Origin of the sequence: Paramicrobacterium salitolerans (assembly GCF_051513965.1) — a bacterium.
Taxonomy (GTDB): Bacteria; Actinomycetota; Actinomycetes; order Actinomycetales; family Microbacteriaceae; genus Paramicrobacterium.
In genome coordinates this window covers 2644170-2660834 of the sequence record NZ_CP195847.1, presented here as the reverse complement: position 1 = coordinate 2660834, position 16665 = coordinate 2644170, and the positions used below count along the sequence as shown (strand labels likewise).

Here is a 16665-nt window from a genome sequence, read left to right as displayed (position 1 = left end):
GAGCAGCCGGTCAAACAGCCCAACTACCGTGGCGGGGAACCGGAGGTTCAAGCATGAGGACTTCCAGTGTCTACCGTCGTTATCGACTCTTCTCGCGCATCTGCGCCCCACTGCTCCGTTCCTGACCGGAGCACCGCACCCGCCAAGAAGGCCCACGGCCTCGACCCCGCAGTCGTAGCCGCTCGCGAAGCTGGCCGCGTAGCTGGTCAGCGACTGGCCCGCACCCCGCTGACCCCGCGCCAGCGCGCCGCGGTCGCCGCCGTGATGGGTGGTGCCCGATGAGCGCCAACACTGCCGCCTTCGATCACGTCGATGCGTTCCGCTGGCGTCAGGGAGACCCTTCCCTCGCCGATACCGAGGCTCGCCTCTACGACCTCGGCGTGCTTCGCTCCGTGTTGGAAGAGGCCGTCGAGATCGCTGTCGCCGGCGCCCGCACCGAGGGCGTGACTTGGGCGAAGATCGGCGACGCCCTCGGCGTCACCCACCAGGCCGTCATCAAGCGCTACCGCAAGGGCGGTGAGCGCTGATGAGTCTCACGGATCGCACCAGCAGCACCGCTCCCGCCGACCTGACCCCGCCCGGAGGGCCTGGCCTGGCACCCGGCGGAGCCGGGCTGCCCGTCGCCAATTCGGACGACGGGAACCACGTTCGTGCAGCCGAGCAAGATTTCGCAGGAAACGGCTATACGGCTGCAACGATCAAGTTCGACGCCTCCAGCACGACCACTGATCTCACCTCTGACCTGGGAACCAACGCCGATCAGCATGCGCGGCCCTCCTTGGGTGGCCGCGCATCCGTTTCGGAAACGGCTGCACAGGCGCCCACCGCAGTTGCAGTCGTGGACTATGCCGAGCTGGACGTGCCGGGGGCCGATCCCAGCGATGAGGTAGAGCCCTTCGTTGTCGAGTCCACGCCCGCGCAGGTCGCCGAGGCGAAGGAGTTCTTCGCCCGTGCGAAGGCTGCGGAGAGCGCGGAGCAGGTGAAGCGCGCCCGGATGCAGTCGCGGGTGTTCTCGGTGATGCAGTACCGCGAGCACCCGGAGACCGGCGAGGTCATGCTCACGCAGGAGCAGCTCGACGAGGGGCTCGCGGTGCTGGGCGATCGCCTGCATCGCTGGGCCTACGTGTGGCACCCGCATGACCGCCTGGTCGAGGTGGACGAAGGCACCGGCGAGACGGTGTGCTGCGGAATCAAGGGCCTGCACGCGCACATGGTGCTGTGGGTCGCCGACGCGGAGGGTCCGCGCCCCACGATCCGCACGGTCTCCGATGCGTTCTCGATTCCCTCGGCTCGCGTGAAGCCGCAGAAGGAGACCGCGGAGCAGGACGGAACCGAGCACAAGGGCCGCGGCGCTGCGGAGAAGGCGTTCTTCGACCTCAGCGAGTACCTGCCGCATGAGTCGCGCGGGAAGGACGCCATCCCCGGTATCCACCAGTCGGATCGGCACTACCTCGTGGACAAGACGCAGGAGGGCAAGCCCGGTAAGTACCAGTACGGCCGGGGGCGGATCGTCGCGAACTTCGACTTCGGCCGGGAGCTGGATGCGCACATGGCGATGCGCCGCAATGCCGCTGAGGGTGGCGGTGGCGCGAAGCTCAGCAAGCTCTTCCAGGCTGTGGGCAAGGGCTCGCTGACACTGAAGCAGGTCCGTGATCAGGAGCCCGCGATCTACTTCGCGAAGGGCAACCTGGCGCACTTCCAGAAGTTGCGCGGCGACTTCCTCTCGTACCAGGACGCGCCGGAGTCGGTCATGAACTTCTACGTGTTCGGCGAGGGCGGCACGGGCAAGGACTTGCTCGCGAAGGCGCTCGCTCGCGCCCTGGCTCCAGGGGCGGACAAGCCATACTTCAAGGTAGGCGGCGAGAACGTTTCGTGGGAGGGGTACGACGGCGAGCCGGTGGTGATCTGGGAGGACATGCGCGTCGGCGACATGATCCGCACGGCGAAGAGCCGCGGCATGCTCTTCCGCATCCTCGGCCCGTGGCGCGAGCCGGACGAGAAGCCGATCGTGAACATCAAGGGCTCGAAGACGCAGCTGATCAACCGGGTGAACATCGTGACGGGGCCGGAGGGCTACGAGGAGTTCCTCCGCGGCCTGGCGGGTGAGTACGAGTCGATGCAGGGCGGCGTGCGGGTCAAGCACGAAGCGGAGAACCTCGGGCAGGGATTCCGCCGCTTCCCGGTGATCATCCCGGTCGCCGAGCGCGAGTTCTCGATCTTCGTGAACTCCGGCGTGCTTAATGGCACCCGCGAGTACCAGAGCTACGAGCGGTACGAGCATATGCGCCAGGATCTGGAGCTGCTGGCACGCAGGTGCAAGGCGATCAAGGACACGGCGGAGCGGCAGCGCGTTCGCGGGGAGATCGAGGCGCGCACGGTCGCGCCGATCGTGGAGCAGCACGACCGGATCGCCCGCCCCAAGCTGGACGCGATCGACGGAGACGATCTGTTCGCGGAGTTCGCCGGAGTCGGTCAGCCGATCCAGCCGAGTGCTGAGGAGATCTCCGCCGCCGAAGAGGCTGCGAAGCGTGACCGGGAGATCGTCGAGCAGCAGCAGCGCAAGCGGCTCGCCGAGCTGGAGGAGCACAACCGCGAGCTGAGGCTCTGCACCTGTGCTACCCCGCAGGCGGGCGTCTACGCGCGGCACGGTGACGAGTGCCCGGCGCTTTCCGAGGACGAGCGCCAGCGCCGTGTTGAGGCAAAGCAGAAGGCGCTCGATGCGAAGGTTGCGCGCCTTCGCGCGAACGGCGGTCTGCTGGTCGTGGGAGGTGCGCGATGAGCACCGAACTGGACGCGCTCTTCCAGGGGGTCGAGGGGGCCGGAGGCCCCTCGCAAGCAGCTCCGGAGGACACGAGCGCCAGCGATGTGTCCGACGGGGCTACTGCTTGCCACTCTGGCGTACAGGTGGAGCAGCAGGCCGACTCCCAGGTGAACACCGGTCGGGCTGATGCGGAGGCTGTGCGCCAGAGTCACGGCGGCGCGAAGCGTCGTCGTGGCAGCGGCGGGCGGCTCGATACCCGCTTCGATGACGCCACGCTCGGGGCGCTTCGCACTCGTGCGAAGCGGCTCGGACTGGCTCCGAGCACGTGGGTGCGGACCGTCGTGCGTGATGCGCTCCATGCCTCTCGGAGCGAGGAACTGGACGCCGCAGTGGCCGCGCACCTGCTCGGGGTCGAGGCGCACGTGCAGGCCTCGGCGGATGCCCGCGAGCTGGCCGCTAAGGTGCGCCCGCTCGCGATCAACGTCAACGACCTCGACCGCCGCGCACGAGCCGGTGAGCCCGTGGCGCTCTCTGCGGAAGTGCCCGAGCTGATCGAGCTGCTGCGCGAGGTCCGCGAGCTGCTCGGGGATCGGACGGCCTCATGAGCACCACGCACTACAGCCCGAGCGCCAGCGCCGCCGATACGGAGCGCTACATCCGAGGCAAGGGGGACGAGCGTGGGGTCGCGGTCACGTGCGACGTGCCGGGAGGCCCCGGCGCGTTCGCGCGCCGCGCCCAGGCACTCACGCAGAACACCAAGCGGGATGTCGAGGCGCTGCACTACCGCCAGTCGTTCAGCGACGAGGAGTTCGACCCGACGAGGCCGGAGGACGTGCAGCGGGTGAACGATCTGGGCTACCAGTTCGCGAAGAAGATGCACCCGCGCTCCGACTGCCTCGTGGTCACCCACACCGATGGTCGCGGCGGCAAGGCCCACAACCACGTCCTCGTCATCAACCACAACAACGAGACGGGTAGGGCCCTTTCGGACTACCGGACGTTCCACGACCGCAAGGCCGGGAACCAGAAGGGCGTGCAGACGGCGAACGATGAGCTGATGCGCGAGCACGGGCTCTCGGTCGTGAAGCGGCTGGAGCACGCGCCGAAGGACTGGGAGCTGCGCCGCGAGGACTTCGCTGAGGGTGGCCTCGACCGCGAGATGGGCGACCGGATGAGTGCCGCCCTGGCGGATCCCCGCGCGACGGACAAGGCCGGTCTCGAAGCGGTGATCGCGGAGCAGAACCAGCAGCTCGGCGATGACGGCGACCGGGTGCCGCGGATGCGGCTGCACACCGCCGTGAGCAAGCGCGGGAAGAACGTCGGCAAGGAGACCTGGACGCTCTACATCGAGGACCGCAGGGGCGAGTCCGGGCGCGCCGAGCGCCGCAAGCGCACGAGCGCACTCTCGGCAGATTTCACGCCGGAGGGCGCGCAGGCGTTCTTCGACTACCACCAGCAGCAGAAGGAGCAGGAACATGAGCGCAGCGCTCGACAGGCTGAAGCAGCAGAACGAGCAGAGCGGATCGCCGCAGCAGCTTGGCAGTCCGGACATGATGGAGACCTTGACCTCGATCCTCGCCGCCGTCGAGGCGCAGAACGCGAGGATCGACCGGCTGGCCGAGCAGCAGAAGAAGCTGGCGGGCTTCGTGAAGGTCATGGACGAGGAGCTGGCGAAGCGCATCGACCGGGCGTCGACCTCGCAGCAGTCCGTCGGCATGCCTCCGCAGATCGAGAGCGTCGAGAGCAGGCTGAGCGAGATCGAGAGCACGCTCAGCGAGTTCGTGAAGAGTCTCGACGGGAAGCGGCTGAGCGCCGCCTCGCAGAGTTTGATCGCCGAAGCGCAGAAGAATCACGCGGCTACGGCCTCGGCGATTGACGGGCTCAAGGCGCAGGCGGCTGCGAACCAGAAGCTCGTGGGCCAGGTCGGCGGCGCGGTGCAGCGCATCGAGAAACGGACCGAGGATCGGGTCGCGAAGGCCGTCGAGCAGGTCGCCGGGGAGGCAGGACAGGTCGTCACGGCGAAGCTCGACGCCTCGAACGCCTGGGCCGAGCGGATCATCGCCGCCACAGCGAAGCTCGAAGCGCGTCAGCTCTGGAGTGCCGCCGCCGCGATGTGCCTCGCCCTCCTGCCGGTCGCCGTGGTCGTCGCCGGGCTCTGGATGGGCATCGCCGGGCTCATCACAGGCACGCAGTGGGCGCTGGACGTGGACGGGAGCGTGTGGCTCGGCATCGGGCGCTGGCTCGTGGTCGCCGTGGGCATCGCCGGGGCCGGCTACGGGCTCTTCGCGTCCGCCCGCTGGGTCGCCGGCCTCGTAGAGACCTGGCGGGGGCGCGGGTGACTGGCGCTTCTCCTGCTGTGCAGCGTGAGCCAAGAAGGCGAGCTCGAGTGGCTCGACCTGGGCCTATGTCATTCAGATGGCTAGTCTTGATCACCGGAGCGTAGTGATTACCTCGGGTATTCCAATCGACCAGTCGAGTAGACGCTGGTGCCACTTGTCCAAGCGCGACCGAGCCGCGTCTGGGAGCTCTGGAGCACGGTCCCACTCCTCCCAGTCACCACTGGCGAGCCATCCGATGCATCCGACGATTCGGTAGGCCAGGAGCAGGTCACGAGGCACGGGGCGGTCGTACCCCTCGAAGAACGAAGAAGGGAGACCGTCGAGTCCGTGGAGGTAAGCGTGCTCATCAAGTGCGGAGAGTTCGGCCAGGGGCTGGCCAACACGTGGGAAATCCCAGTCGATCAGCCGCGCTTCGTCTTCGTTGACGACGATGTTCAGCAGGTTGACGTCGCCATGAAGCACGCTCGGTCGGGCGGTACGGATCTGAGTCGCCCGGTCAGCGATAAAGCACCTCACGTGTTCGAGAGCACCGCGCAGTCGCGGACGATGCTTCTCGACCCATGGACCGCTAGCAGCGAGGTTGTCGAGCAAACTCTCGACCGGATCGGTAGTTCGTAGGCTCAAAGAATCTGCATCGATTGTTCCCTCAAGTGAGGCGGGAAATGTGACGGCGTGCAATTCGGCCAGGGCAGCACCGGTCCTTCGCCATGCCGTGCGGTCCGCTGTACCGTTCGCGACTGAATCGGCCAGTGTTTGACCGGAGATGTACTCCCAAAGTGCGGCTCCAGCGTCATCAGATGCAAAGAGCTTCGGTGTGTTGATGCCGTTGGCGCGCAGGAAGTCGACTCGCCGACGCGGTGACGTGGTAGCCACTCGGCTCTGCCGCATGACTACCATGCGGCCATCGGTCAATTCGGCCCTCATCAGCCTGTTGTCTAGCCCATTGCCGTCGCTGTCAATCGTTTGGACTGAGACAGGAGCAGGCAAGCCTGAAGCCGCGATGAGTCGATCCATCACTTCCAGCGGGGCACCAGAGTCTCCATCATCCATGCCATCCATCATCTCAAATCAGAGTCCAGGACGTAGGGTTCTGCTGGCACTGAACGCGGTGAGCGGAACCTGCCCCCCAAGTCGACGACCTCTCAATGAGGGTGCACCTACGTACGATGCTGACCCCGAGCGATTACCGAAGCTGATGTTGTCGTTACAGGTGGAGAAGGATGCGAAGCCAGTCCGATAGCCGGTGTTACAGCAGAGATATGCGCTAGCGCATGTCGATGACGCCGGTGCCCATCTCGATGTTGCGCGTGCGCGCCGCAATCGCTGAGAGCAGCGGAAACGGCGATGCCAGCTGCGGCGCGAAGTGGTGAACGCGTACGTAGGCGCCGTCGACGCCGAGCTCATCCGCGGCGACCGCGAGCTCGATCGTCTGCTGAAGAGCGTCCGCGGCTGTGCGGACGCGTGAGCCAGGCACTGCCTGGTAGTGCCCGAACGAGAGAAAACCGATGCGTTTCATACCTGGGCAAGCACCCGGAGGCCGCGGACTATTCCCGCCTGCTGAACGCTGCCGCCCCGTAGCATGGGCGCATGGCCTCACCCGCGACGCTCTCCGACATCGTCACAGCGTTTCTCGACGTCGTCCACGACCGGCTGATGCACGATCGGCGTGGAGACGTCGCCGATTACATCCCCGAGCTCGCGGCCGTTGATCCCGATCTCTTCGGCATCGCTCTCTGCGGCTTGAACGGTCGCGTCTACGAGAGCGGCGACACGGACCACGCGTTCACGATCCAGTCGGTGTCGAAACCGTTCGTGTACTCGCTCGCGCTCGATGACATCGGTATGGATGCCGTGCACCAACGCGTCGGCGCAGAACCGAGCGGTGAGGCGTTCAACTCCGTGAAGCTCGAGCCCAGCACGGGACGTCCGCCGAACCCGATGGTCAATGCCGGTGCGATTGTGACGACCGCTCTGGTCGCGGGAGAGACGGCCGCCGACCGGTTCGACCGCATCCGCAACCGACTTGGCGCCTTCGCCGGACGCGAATTGGACATGGACATCGCCGTTTACGAATCGGAGCAGGAGAGCGGCGACCGCAACCGCGCTCTCGCGTACCTCATGCGCAGCGCGGGGTCGCTCATCGCATCGGTGGACGAGACCCTCGACGTGTATTTCCGGCAGTGCTCGCTGCTCGTCACGTCGCGCGATCTCGCCGTCATGGCGGCGACCCTTGCGAACGGCGGCGTCAACCCGATCACCGGTGTGCGGGTCACGAGCTCGGAGACGTGCCAGCATGTCATGACGATCATGGCGACCTGTGGAATGTACGACTATGCGGGCGAGTGGCTGCTGCGTGCGGGGCTCCCGGCGAAGTCGGGCGTCGCCGGAGGCCTCGTCGCGGCCTCGCCCGGCGAGTTCGGCCTCGGCCTTTACAGCCCGCGCCTCGACCACAGCGGTTCGAGTGTGCGCTCTGTCGCGGCGGCGCAGCGCCTTGCCAAGCGATTCGGGCTCCACATACTGCACCGCCCGCTCACGCTTTCCGCGGCCGAGGTCGCATCAGCGACTGACGAACTCGAGCAGGGGCTCGGGGCGACACAGGATGCCGCTGCCGCACAGCTGCTGCAGGACAACGCCGACTCGCTCGCAGTCTGGCGGCTCCGCGGCTACATCGACTTCGACGGTGCCGAACGGCTGCTGCTCGACATCGATGCGTGGCTTGATGAGCGCCCGGGCGACGCCGACGAGCCCGCGGCGATCGTGCTCGATCTCACCGAGGTGACGCAGCTGCAGTCGGTCGCGGTCTGGATGCTCGCCGCGCTCGCCACCTGGTGCGGCGAACGCGGCCTCAGGGTCGCCGCGATCGACCCGCAGGGGCGCAGCCTCGGCGTGGCAGGGCTCTCGCACGCCGCCGATTTCGATGCGGCGATCCAGGAGACCGAGTTCTCCGCCGACTGACTGGTCACCGCTGCCCTACGCTTATGCGAATCGCTTGGCGGTTTCCCGAAGCTCGTTGGCGTAGCCGTAAATTTCGTCTAGTGAGTCGATTGCGACGCGAGTCTCGGTCTTGTTCTCGTCAAAAAGACCGAGGTACTTCTGCGACGTGTTGAAGTGAAGGCGCGCAATGGGCTTTCGGTTATTGTCGTCGGCGAGAATCGCGAAGTAGGACTTAGCGTCGCGCTGTGCGATCCTGTCGATCTTCAACTCACTGCAGACGATCGCGCGGACGATATGGAAGCCCTCGATCTCTTCGAGAGTTGTTTCGATTCCGTCATCGGCCGGAAGGTTGGCCTCCACAACCTTCTCACTCGTCACCGCTTCGCTCGTCGTGTCATCCGCGTATGAGGTCGTACCGAGTGCGGCCTTGAGCCGCTCATTAACACGTTCGGTGAGGAACTGCTGGCTCGCTTTACCGACGAGAGGAGTGAACTGCTCCCGGATCCGCTGTGTGAACGCACCCTCGTACACCCTGGCCGTGAAGAACCGAACCCAGTCGTCTGCTGGCTCTCTGAACTGTGCGGCCATTACGCGCTTGATCTGGCCCACGTACTTCAACTCCTCGGCTGCGCTCAGAATTGACTCGAGGTCGAAGACTTCCTTGGTCAGCTTCTTTACTTCACCGACGAGCGTCGAATCGATGTCGTTGAGGTCGAGCACGAGGAATGGCTTTGCATCCATCTTGTTGGGAGCGTCGAGGTCTGTGTAGAACTGATAGATCTCTCCGTTTGTGAGTATCGCGATACGCGCGTTTGTGACGGAGAAATAGCGGAACAGCTGTGCTGCGTGCTCGGGCCTCAACGCCTCATTGATGCGTTTGCACTCAATGAGAATTTGGATGTCGCCGTTGTGGTTGATCGCATAGTCGACCTTCTCGCCGCGCTTGACTCCGACATCGGCAGTGAACTCGGGAATGACCTCGCTCGGATTAAAGACGTCGTACCCCAGAATCGTCGAGATAAACGGCATGACGAACGCATTCTTCGCCGCTTCCTCAGTCTCAATAGAGGCTCTCTGCTCGCGAACCTTGGTCGAAAGGGCGGACAAACGCTCTGCGAAATCCATGAAGCTCAGTTCCTTTGTCGGTGAAAGTATTTCTCGCCACTATGGAACTTAGGGAGGGGCAGTGAAACGCTGCCTCGCCGAGACCACGTGGAGAATGACCCCAAACTGGGGACACGGGAGCCGGCTTACGAGCCCCACGATTACGAGAGAGCTACCTGCGGTCGTTAGAGCCTGCCGCGGCGCGCTCTAATGACCGCAGGGGGCACTCTGGTGGAGGGAGGCGCGAGAGGTAGCGGGAGAGAGCCGGCGCCGCAGGTGGCTCTCTGGCGGAGGTGGCGGGAGAGGGAGGCGCGAGAGGCAGCAGAGGGCAGGTCAGCGCTTCGAGGCGAAGTTCTGCAGCCGAAGACTGTTGTAGACCACGAGCACACTCGACAGACTCATCGCCGCCGCCGCAATCAGCGGATTCAGCAGCCCGAACGCCGCAATCGGCAGCGCCGCCACGTTATAGCCGAACGCCCACCCGAGGTTCCACCGAATGGTGCGCAGCGTCTTGCGCGACAGCCCGATCGCGTCGGGCACGGCCATGAGATCCTCCCGCACGAGAATGATGTCGGCGGACTTCATGGCAATGTCGGTTCCCGTCGCCACCGCAAGACCGAGGTCCGCGCTCGCGAGGGCGACGGCATCGTTGATGCCGTCGCCGACCATCGCCACTCGCGCGCCGCTCGCACGCAGCTCCCGGATGACCTCCGCCTTCTGCGCGGGAAGCACCTCGGCGTGCACCTTCTCGATGCCCAGCTCGTCAGCGATTCGGCGACCGGCGCTCGCCGAGTCGCCCGTGAGGAGCACCGTGGTGATGTTCTGGGCGTGCAGTGCGGCGACTGCTCGCGCAGCATCCGCCTTGACCGTGTCTCTTAACTCGATCAGCCCGACCACGTCACACCCGCGCGCCACGCACACGACGCTCTGCCCCTGCGCTTCGGCATCGCGGATCCGCTCGGACACGGCATCCGTCGCGCTCACCTCGTTCTCACGGAGCAGCGCGACACTGCCCACGAGCACGCGCTCCCCGTCGACGATCGCGGCGACCCCGCGACCCGGATGCGCATGGAAGTCGCTGGCACGCGGGAGATCTGCGACGCGCTTTCGCGCCGCCGCCACGATGGCGGCACCGAGCGCATGCTCCGAACCGAGCTCGACGGATGCCGCGAGACGCAGAGCGTCGAGGCCCGTGGTCCCGCCGACCCCCGTCAGCCCCGTCACGCGCATGCGTCCCGTGGTGACCGTGCCGGTCTTGTCGAGAACGACCGTCGAGATCGTGCCGCTGGCCTCGAGTGCGTCATGACCCTTGATGAGGATGCCGAGGCGCGCACCTCGGCCGATCCCGACCATCAGCGCAGTCGGCGTCGCAAGCCCGAGCGCACAGGGGCACGCGATGATCAGCACCGAGATGCCGATGCCGATCGCGCGGGAGAATGGCGTGCCCGTCAGCATCCACACGGTCGTCACCACGATGGCGAGCACGATCACGGCGGGCACGAAGTATGAGGTCACGCGGTCCACGAGAGTCTGCACTCCCGCCTTGCGAGCCTGTGCCTGCTCAGCGAGTGCGGCCATCTGTGCGAGCTGCGTGTTCGCTCCAACGGACTCAGTGCGAACGACCAGGCGTCCGTCGGTGCTGACGGTTCCGCCGATCACGGTCGAGCCGACGGTCACCTCGGCGGGAGCGGGCTCGCCCGTCATCATGCTCGCGTCGACTGCCGCCCCGCCCTCGATGACGACGCCGTCCGCCGGAATCGTCTCGCCGGGCAGCACCACGGCCTCATCGCCCACGCGCAGGTTCTCAACAGGTTCGACGGACTCCTCGGAGCCTCGCCGCACACGCACCTCGGTGGCGGCGAGCGAGTTGAGCGCGCCGAGCACATCGCCGGCCTTACGGCGTGACCGCGTCTCGAAGTAGCGTCCCGCGAGCTGGAAGGTCGTCATGCCCGCGGCGACGTCCAGATAGATCGAGCTCGCGCCCGCGGGCGTCTGGCCGAAGCCCAGCCAGAAGCCCGGGTCCTGTGTGTCGCCGATGCCGAGTGTGAGCGCCAGCAGCGCCCAGCCGTACGAGGCGACGATTCCGAGCGACACGAGGGTGTCCATGCTCGCCGACCCGTGCCGCAGATTGCGCAGCGTCGCCCGGTGGAAGGGCCACGCGGCCCACGTCACGATGGGCAGCGCGAGCAGAAGGCACACGATCTCCCAGCCGGGGAAGCGCCAACCGGGAACGAGCGCGAGCACGATCGTGACGTCCATGAGCGGCACCGTGAGAAGAGCCGCGACCACGAGGCGACGCCGCAGCGACGTGATGCGGTTCTCCGTCGCGCGACGTGACCAGGTGTCGTCGGCGTCGTCGTGCACGTGCGCGCCGTACCCCGCGTTCTCCACGCGGGACATGGCCTCGGCGGCATCCGCGCCGCTCAGTCCGTGCACTCGCGCACGCTCGGTCGCGTAGTTCACGGTCGCGGTGGCCCCGTCGATCTTGTTGAGGGCACGCTCCACGCGTCGGGCGCACGCCGCGCAGGTCATTCCCGAGATGTCGAGCTCGAGCACCTCGCGCGTCTGCTGCAGTTCTGCCGTCATCGTGTCGCTTCCGTCTCGCTCATCTCGGTCGTCTGCTGTGCGCGCGGCGTCTCGCCGGGCGACGCGCTGTCCGTGGAGGGGTGAGCGGATGCCGCGTCCACGCAGCTCTGCTGCTCCATGAGCCGGCCCAGCATGGCGTTGTACTCGTCGAACTCGTCGTCCCGCCCGAGGTCGAAGTGCCGATCCTTGCGCTGCGCCTCACGGCGGTCCTGCCGCGACCACTGCACGGCCAGCACGACGATCACGATCATGAGCGGAATCTCGCCGCCCGCCCAGGCCACGCCTCCGCCGACGTACTGCGAGGCCTGCAGGTCGGCCCACGGCATGTCGAGGTAGCGGTAGAACGTCTCGGCGACGATGTCGTTGCTCGTCATGAGGATGACCCCGAAGAACGCGTGGAACGGCATCGCCGCGAGCACGTAGCCGAGCTTGCCGATGTGCGGCAGCGGCCTGGGCGGCCGGTCGACGCCGATCACCAGCGCGTAGAAGAGGTACCCGATCACGACGAAGTGCAGGTTCATCAGCTGGTGCGCCCAGTGGTACCGCATGTAGTCGCCGAAGATCGGACTGAAGTAGAGCCCGTAGTACGACGCCACGTAGCCGATGAACACCAGCAGGGGGTTGAAGATGATTCGCAGCGGCTTCCACGCGAGCATCCACGAGATCCATTCATGGATGCCGGCGGGCGCCGTTCGCGATGGCGGCCACGCGCGCAGCATGAGTGTGAGGATGCCGCCGAGCACAAGCAGCATCGGTGCGGCCATGTTCAGCGTCATGTGCCCGATCATGTGGATGCCGAAATCGGGGGCGGAGTACTTGCCGAAGCCCGAGCTCGTGACGAAGACGACCACGGCCCAGCCGGAGACCCACGCCACGGTGCGGCCGACCGGCCAGGCGTCGCCGCGGCGGCGGAGCCTGCGCACCGCGATCAGGTAGACACCGACCGCGACGAGCGCGATGGCGAGGAAGAGCACGTTCACTCGCCACTGGGTGAACAGCACGGATGCCGTCGGCACGTCGGGCGTGTCGAAGCCCATGTACACCTCGGCGATCGTCGTCTCGACGAAGTAGTTCGGCGGCGGAATGTGCCGCTGGGCCACGTCGACGCCGACCCACGTCGCCGCGATGAGTGACGTGAACGCGAAGAAGCGGACGAGCACGCGGTCGCTGAGTCTGCCCGCGCGAAGCCGCAGCAGCACCGTCGCGACCGCGGCCGCGCTGAGTGCGAGCAGTGCCGAGCGGACTGCGAGCTGGGCGCCGGTGACCGACGCGAACTGCCCGTCGAGTTTGAAGAGCGACACGATCGGGTCGGCGATGATCACTGCAGCGAGCGACACGGCGGCGACGCCGAGAAAGCGTTTCACGACGCGCGGCGGAATCGGTCGACCGTGCACTGTGCGGAACGCGGCGGTGAGCAGGATGCCGAAGCAGACCGCCGCGGCGATCGTGACGATGTACCCGGAGTCCCCGCCGACATCGTGGTTGCGCCCGACGAGAAGCTGGCCGACCGCTGCCGGGGCGAGCAGACCGAAGGCGGTCGCCCACAGCGGGATAAGCAGGGTTGTCCACCGCGTCGCGAACTGGCTGATCAGCCATACGAGCGCCGACAGCGCGAACGCGATGGCCCAGGCCTTGGGGTGGTCGCTCGCGCTGATCAGGTAGCTGAGCGCGCCGGGTTCGTTCAGGCGTGAGAGCGGCACCCCATTGGCGTCAGCGGCCTCCAGCACGATGAGGGCAGCCGCGCTCAGCGACCAGACGGCCGAGGCGACGCGCACCAGTGTGAGCTCGGGGGATGCCGCGATGCGCGACGCGTCTCGCCCGCTCGCATCGCGGACGAACAGCACGACGACGAGCGCCCCGGCGGTCGCGATGCCAGAGAGCGCCGCGATCGCGTGCACGACGGAGGTCGCGACGGCGACGCCGAGGCCCGGGAAGCCGGAGTTCACCGCCTCGTAGGGGGCTGCTCCGGCGAGCACCGCCGTGACGGCGGGGATCCCCAGTGCGAGAGCTGCGCCGAGGGTGGCGACGACGATAATGAGGGGGCGATTGCGGTGAATCACGGGTGCGTCACGCGAGGTCACGGTCACTTCCGAGGGTCGGGGTTGCATTCGAGTTAACTCTACATGAGATAGTAGATCTGCTGAGCGGGATGGAGACGCGCATGGTGACCGAGACGTGGCTGCAGGTGACGCTGTCCCTGGCGTTCGCCGGCACCGCTCTCAGCTCGGTCGCTGCAGCCGCGGCATCCCGCAGAATCACCGAGGTGATCGGCCACGTGCTGCACATCGGCATGAGCCTCGACATGATCGCGATGTGCTGGCCATGGTGGATGACGGTGCCCGCCTGGCCGCAGGGCGCGTTCTTCGCCGCGGCGACGGTCTGGTTTCTCGCGCGCATCGGCGTGCGGGTACGGCGGCGCGACATCGATCTGAGCACTCTCATGCACCACGGAACGCACGTCATCATGATGGCGACGATGCTCTGGATGGTCGTCGCCATGCACGAGATGCCCGCCGGCATGCCCGCCGATGCGCCGATGGACCACACCGCGGGCCACGCCCACACCGCGATGGCAGCGAGCACCGCGCTCACCGGCTCGGTGCTGACGGCGCTGCTCATCGCCTCGTGCGCGGTCTTCTGCCTGGATGCCGCGCGGCGACGCTCCGCCGATCGGCTGTTCCCCTGCGCGAACGCCGTGATGTGTGCCGGAATGACCGCCATGTGCTGGCCGATGATCGGAGCCTAGTGGCCACGCATTCTCTCGATTCGCTGTCGCTTCTGATCGGAATCGCTCACACGCTCGCGGTGCTCGTGGCCGCCGGCATCGTGTTCTTCGTCGTGCTTGTGGGGCGAGGGATGCCGTGCCCGACGACGGTCCGCACGACCGGCGTCGCCGCGGGAGCGGCCGCTGCCCTGCTCTCGGTCGCTCTGCTGGTCGTGACGGCGCTTCGCGTCTCCGATGCGCCGCTTGCCGCCGTCGTCGACCCGGACGCCTGGGTTCCGGCGATCTGGTGGCAGCTCGCCGCGGTGCCCGGCGCGACGACGCTCGGCCTTCTCCTCGCGGGCATCGCGCTGAGGCGGCAGGGACGTGCCGCGCAGCTCGCCGCACTCGCGGGCGCTGCGGCGGCGGCATCCACCCCCGTTCTTCTCGGACACACGCAGGCCGTGTCACCGCGCTGGCTGCTGCAGTCCGTCGATGTCGTCCATCTGCTGGCGGCCGCGGTCTGGACGGGAGGGGCACTCGCGCTCGTACTGTGCCTGCGCGATGTCCGGGGAGAAAGCCCTCGGGGAGGAAATGCCCGAGGAGACGCCCGCGCGGCGGCATCCCTCGTCGCTCGGTTCTCGCGTCTGGCGCTCGTCACCGTGACGCTGCTCATCGCCGCCGGGCTCGCACTCGCCTTCCTGATCCTCGACGCTCCGGCCGCGCTCGTCGCGACCGCCTACGGTCGCACGCTCATCATCAAGGTCGTGCTCGTCGGCTGCGTCGGCGTGGCCGCGCTCTGGAACCGTCGTCGGCTGCTGCCGATGGTGTCGCGTCAGCCGTCGGCTGTCGAAGGGTGGGCGGCGCTTCGCCACGCGCTCGCGCTCGAGGCGCTCCTGCTGCTGGTCGTGATCGTGATCAGTGGGCTGCTGGCGAACTCTGACCCGCATCTGCACGTCGGGTGACGGTGAGGGCCGCGAGGGGAACGAGCGCGACCATCGCGAGCAGCGACAGCGCGGAGAAGCTGCTGATCACGAGCAGAGGGCCGGCCGCGAAGGCGGCGACAGCGCCGCACAGGTTCGACAGTGCGTCGACACCGCCCTGCGCGGTGGCGCGGCTCTCTGGTGACACGGCGGTGCTGAACAGCGCGGACCCGGCGACGTTGACGAACGACCAGCCGAGGCCGAGCAGGATGAGTGACGTGATGATCCATCCGGTGTCGCCCGGCCAGAGCGCTCCGGCTGTGAGCGACGCGATGAAGATGAGGATGCCGACGCCGATCGTGGCTCGTGGTCCGAAACGGTCGGCGAGAAGACCGACGAGCGGCGACAGGCCGTACATCCCGGCGATGTGAAGGCTGATCGTGATTCCGACGATCGTGATCGACCCGCCCGTGTTCGCGATGTGCACGGGTGTCATCGTCATGATCGCGGCCATCACGATCTGGGCGGTGAGAATCGCGACGACCGCGTAGCGCGCCGGTCGGTTGGCGCGGACCTCGGCGAACATGAGCTTCAGTCGAGGGGCACGCTGGGGAGCGGCATCCGTCTGCTCTGTCTGCTCGCGCAGCACGAGAAGCGGGTCGGGTCGGAGAAGCGCGAACACGATGAGTCCGGCCGCAGCCAGGCAGATCGCCGCGATGAGGAAGGCGCCCGCGTAGACGGTGAGGCCCGTGTGTGCCGCGATCGCTTCGCCGGGGACGCCGAGGTTGGGGCCGAGCACCGAGCCGATCGTGCCGACCCACACGATCAGAGCGAGTGACTTTCCGCGGTGCTGCGGCGCCGCAAGATCGGTCGCCGCGAAGCGCGCCTGCAGACTCACGGCGGAGCCTGCTCCGATGAGGAGAAGCCCGACGAACAGGGGGACGACGAGGTTCCACTGTGCTGCGAACACCAAGAGCGTGCTGCCGGCGGCGGCGATCCACCAGCCGCTCGAGAGTGCGAACCGGCGCCCGTAGCGCGCGGCGAGGCTGCCGAGCGGTAGGCCAAGGAGTGCGGCGCCGAGTGTGCTCGCGGTGCGGGCGAGCCCGGCCCACGCCTCGTTCTGCGTCACCTCGCCCGCGAGGAGTACGCCGATCGACGGTGCGACTCCCACGCCGACGGTGCCGATGACCTGCATGAAGACGAGCACACCGACCGTGCGCTTCTGAATGGCGGAGGGTGCCTCGTCTCTCGGTGAATGCGCGGTCTGCAGTCTGTGGATCATGGTCTTCTCGAATCGAGATCGATGAGGTTTTCCAG

The 16665-nt window shown here is 67.0% G+C and carries 13 protein-coding genes and 2 pseudogenes; 9 read left to right on the top strand and 6 right to left on the bottom strand.

All coding sequences use genetic code 11. From position 1 onward, the window contains the following. Positions 1-66 precede the first annotated feature (66 nt). The 6 genes and pseudogenes from ACSAGD_RS12845 (at position 67) to ACSAGD_RS12820 (ending at position 5100) form a co-directional block, all read left to right on the top strand. Positions 67-282: a hypothetical protein gene (locus ACSAGD_RS12845; RefSeq protein WP_141783624.1), complete on the top strand. Its 216-nt coding sequence runs from the start codon at positions 67-69 to the stop codon at positions 280-282. After that, positions 279-527 (top strand): hypothetical protein, encoded by a 249-nt coding sequence (locus ACSAGD_RS12840; protein WP_141783623.1) that lies wholly within the window; start codon positions 279-281, stop codon positions 525-527. The genes ACSAGD_RS12845 and ACSAGD_RS12840 overlap by 4 nt, the downstream gene beginning before the upstream one ends. Next, positions 527-2779 (top strand): RNA helicase, encoded by a 2253-nt coding sequence (locus tag ACSAGD_RS12835; protein ID WP_437583158.1) that lies wholly within the window; start codon positions 527-529, stop codon positions 2777-2779. The genes ACSAGD_RS12840 and ACSAGD_RS12835 overlap by 1 nt, the downstream gene beginning before the upstream one ends. Beyond that, entirely contained in the window at positions 2776-3366 is a 591-nt protein-coding gene (locus ACSAGD_RS12830) for a hypothetical protein (protein WP_141783622.1), read from the top strand. The genes ACSAGD_RS12835 and ACSAGD_RS12830 overlap by 4 nt, the downstream gene beginning before the upstream one ends. Beyond that, positions 3363-3776: pseudogene (locus tag ACSAGD_RS12825) on the top strand (relaxase/mobilization nuclease domain-containing protein); the annotation flags it as partial. The gene ACSAGD_RS12830 and the pseudogene ACSAGD_RS12825, both read left to right, overlap by 4 nt. A 460-nt stretch (positions 3777-4236) precedes the next feature. Then, a complete protein-coding gene (locus ACSAGD_RS12820; protein WP_425325820.1) occupies positions 4237-5100 on the top strand; it encodes a hypothetical protein in 864 nt (287 codons plus the stop codon). 90 nt (positions 5101-5190) lie between these two features. Here ACSAGD_RS12820 and ACSAGD_RS12815 read toward each other — a convergent pair whose 3' ends face one another. Both ACSAGD_RS12815 and ACSAGD_RS12810 read right to left on the bottom strand, forming a co-directional pair. Next, positions 5191-6162: a phosphotransferase family protein gene (locus tag ACSAGD_RS12815; RefSeq protein ID WP_211350532.1), complete on the bottom strand. Its 972-nt coding sequence runs from the start codon at positions 6160-6162 to the stop codon at positions 5191-5193. A 205-nt stretch (positions 6163-6367) separates the two neighbouring features. Continuing rightward, positions 6368-6616: pseudogene (locus ACSAGD_RS12810) on the bottom strand (LLM class flavin-dependent oxidoreductase); the annotation flags it as partial. Positions 6617-6687: 71 nt separating this feature from the next. Between ACSAGD_RS12810 and glsA the strand changes: the two are divergent. Continuing rightward, positions 6688-8055, top strand: a complete 1368-nt coding sequence (gene glsA / locus ACSAGD_RS12805) for a glutaminase A (RefSeq protein WP_437583156.1) — start codon at positions 6688-6690, stop codon at positions 8053-8055. A gap of 21 nt (positions 8056-8076) precedes the next feature. On the opposite strand, the gene ACSAGD_RS12800 is transcribed toward glsA, so the two are convergent. From ACSAGD_RS12800 to ACSAGD_RS12790, 3 genes are all read right to left on the bottom strand, one after another. Then, a complete protein-coding gene (locus ACSAGD_RS12800; protein WP_437583155.1) occupies positions 8077-9159 on the bottom strand; it encodes a type I restriction endonuclease in 1083 nt (360 codons plus the stop codon). Positions 9160-9471: 312 nt separating this feature from the next. Then, on the bottom strand, positions 9472-11724 hold the full coding sequence (locus tag ACSAGD_RS12795; RefSeq protein WP_437583154.1) for a heavy metal translocating P-type ATPase: 2253 nt from the start codon (positions 11722-11724) through the stop codon (positions 9472-9474). Next, positions 11721-13805, bottom strand: a complete 2085-nt coding sequence (locus tag ACSAGD_RS12790; protein WP_437583153.1) for a cytochrome c oxidase assembly protein — start codon at positions 13803-13805, stop codon at positions 11721-11723. The genes ACSAGD_RS12795 and ACSAGD_RS12790 overlap by 4 nt, the downstream gene beginning before the upstream one ends. An 80-nt stretch (positions 13806-13885) precedes the next feature. On the opposite strand from ACSAGD_RS12790, the gene ACSAGD_RS12785 reads away from it, so the two are divergent. Beyond that, a complete protein-coding gene (locus ACSAGD_RS12785; RefSeq protein ID WP_437583152.1) occupies positions 13886-14470 on the top strand; it encodes a DUF5134 domain-containing protein in 585 nt (194 codons plus the stop codon). After that, positions 14470-15390 carry a CopD family protein gene (locus ACSAGD_RS12780; RefSeq protein WP_437583151.1) on the top strand — a complete coding sequence of 307 codons (921 nt, stop codon included), beginning with the start codon at positions 14470-14472 and terminating at the stop codon, positions 15388-15390. The genes ACSAGD_RS12785 and ACSAGD_RS12780 overlap by 1 nt, the downstream gene beginning before the upstream one ends. Here the strand turns inward: ACSAGD_RS12780 and ACSAGD_RS12775 are convergent. Further along, positions 15344-16630 carry an MFS transporter gene (locus tag ACSAGD_RS12775; protein WP_437583150.1) on the bottom strand — a complete coding sequence of 429 codons (1287 nt, stop codon included), beginning with the start codon at positions 16628-16630 and terminating at the stop codon, positions 15344-15346. The genes ACSAGD_RS12780 and ACSAGD_RS12775 overlap by 47 nt on opposite strands. Positions 16631-16665 lie beyond the last annotated feature (35 nt).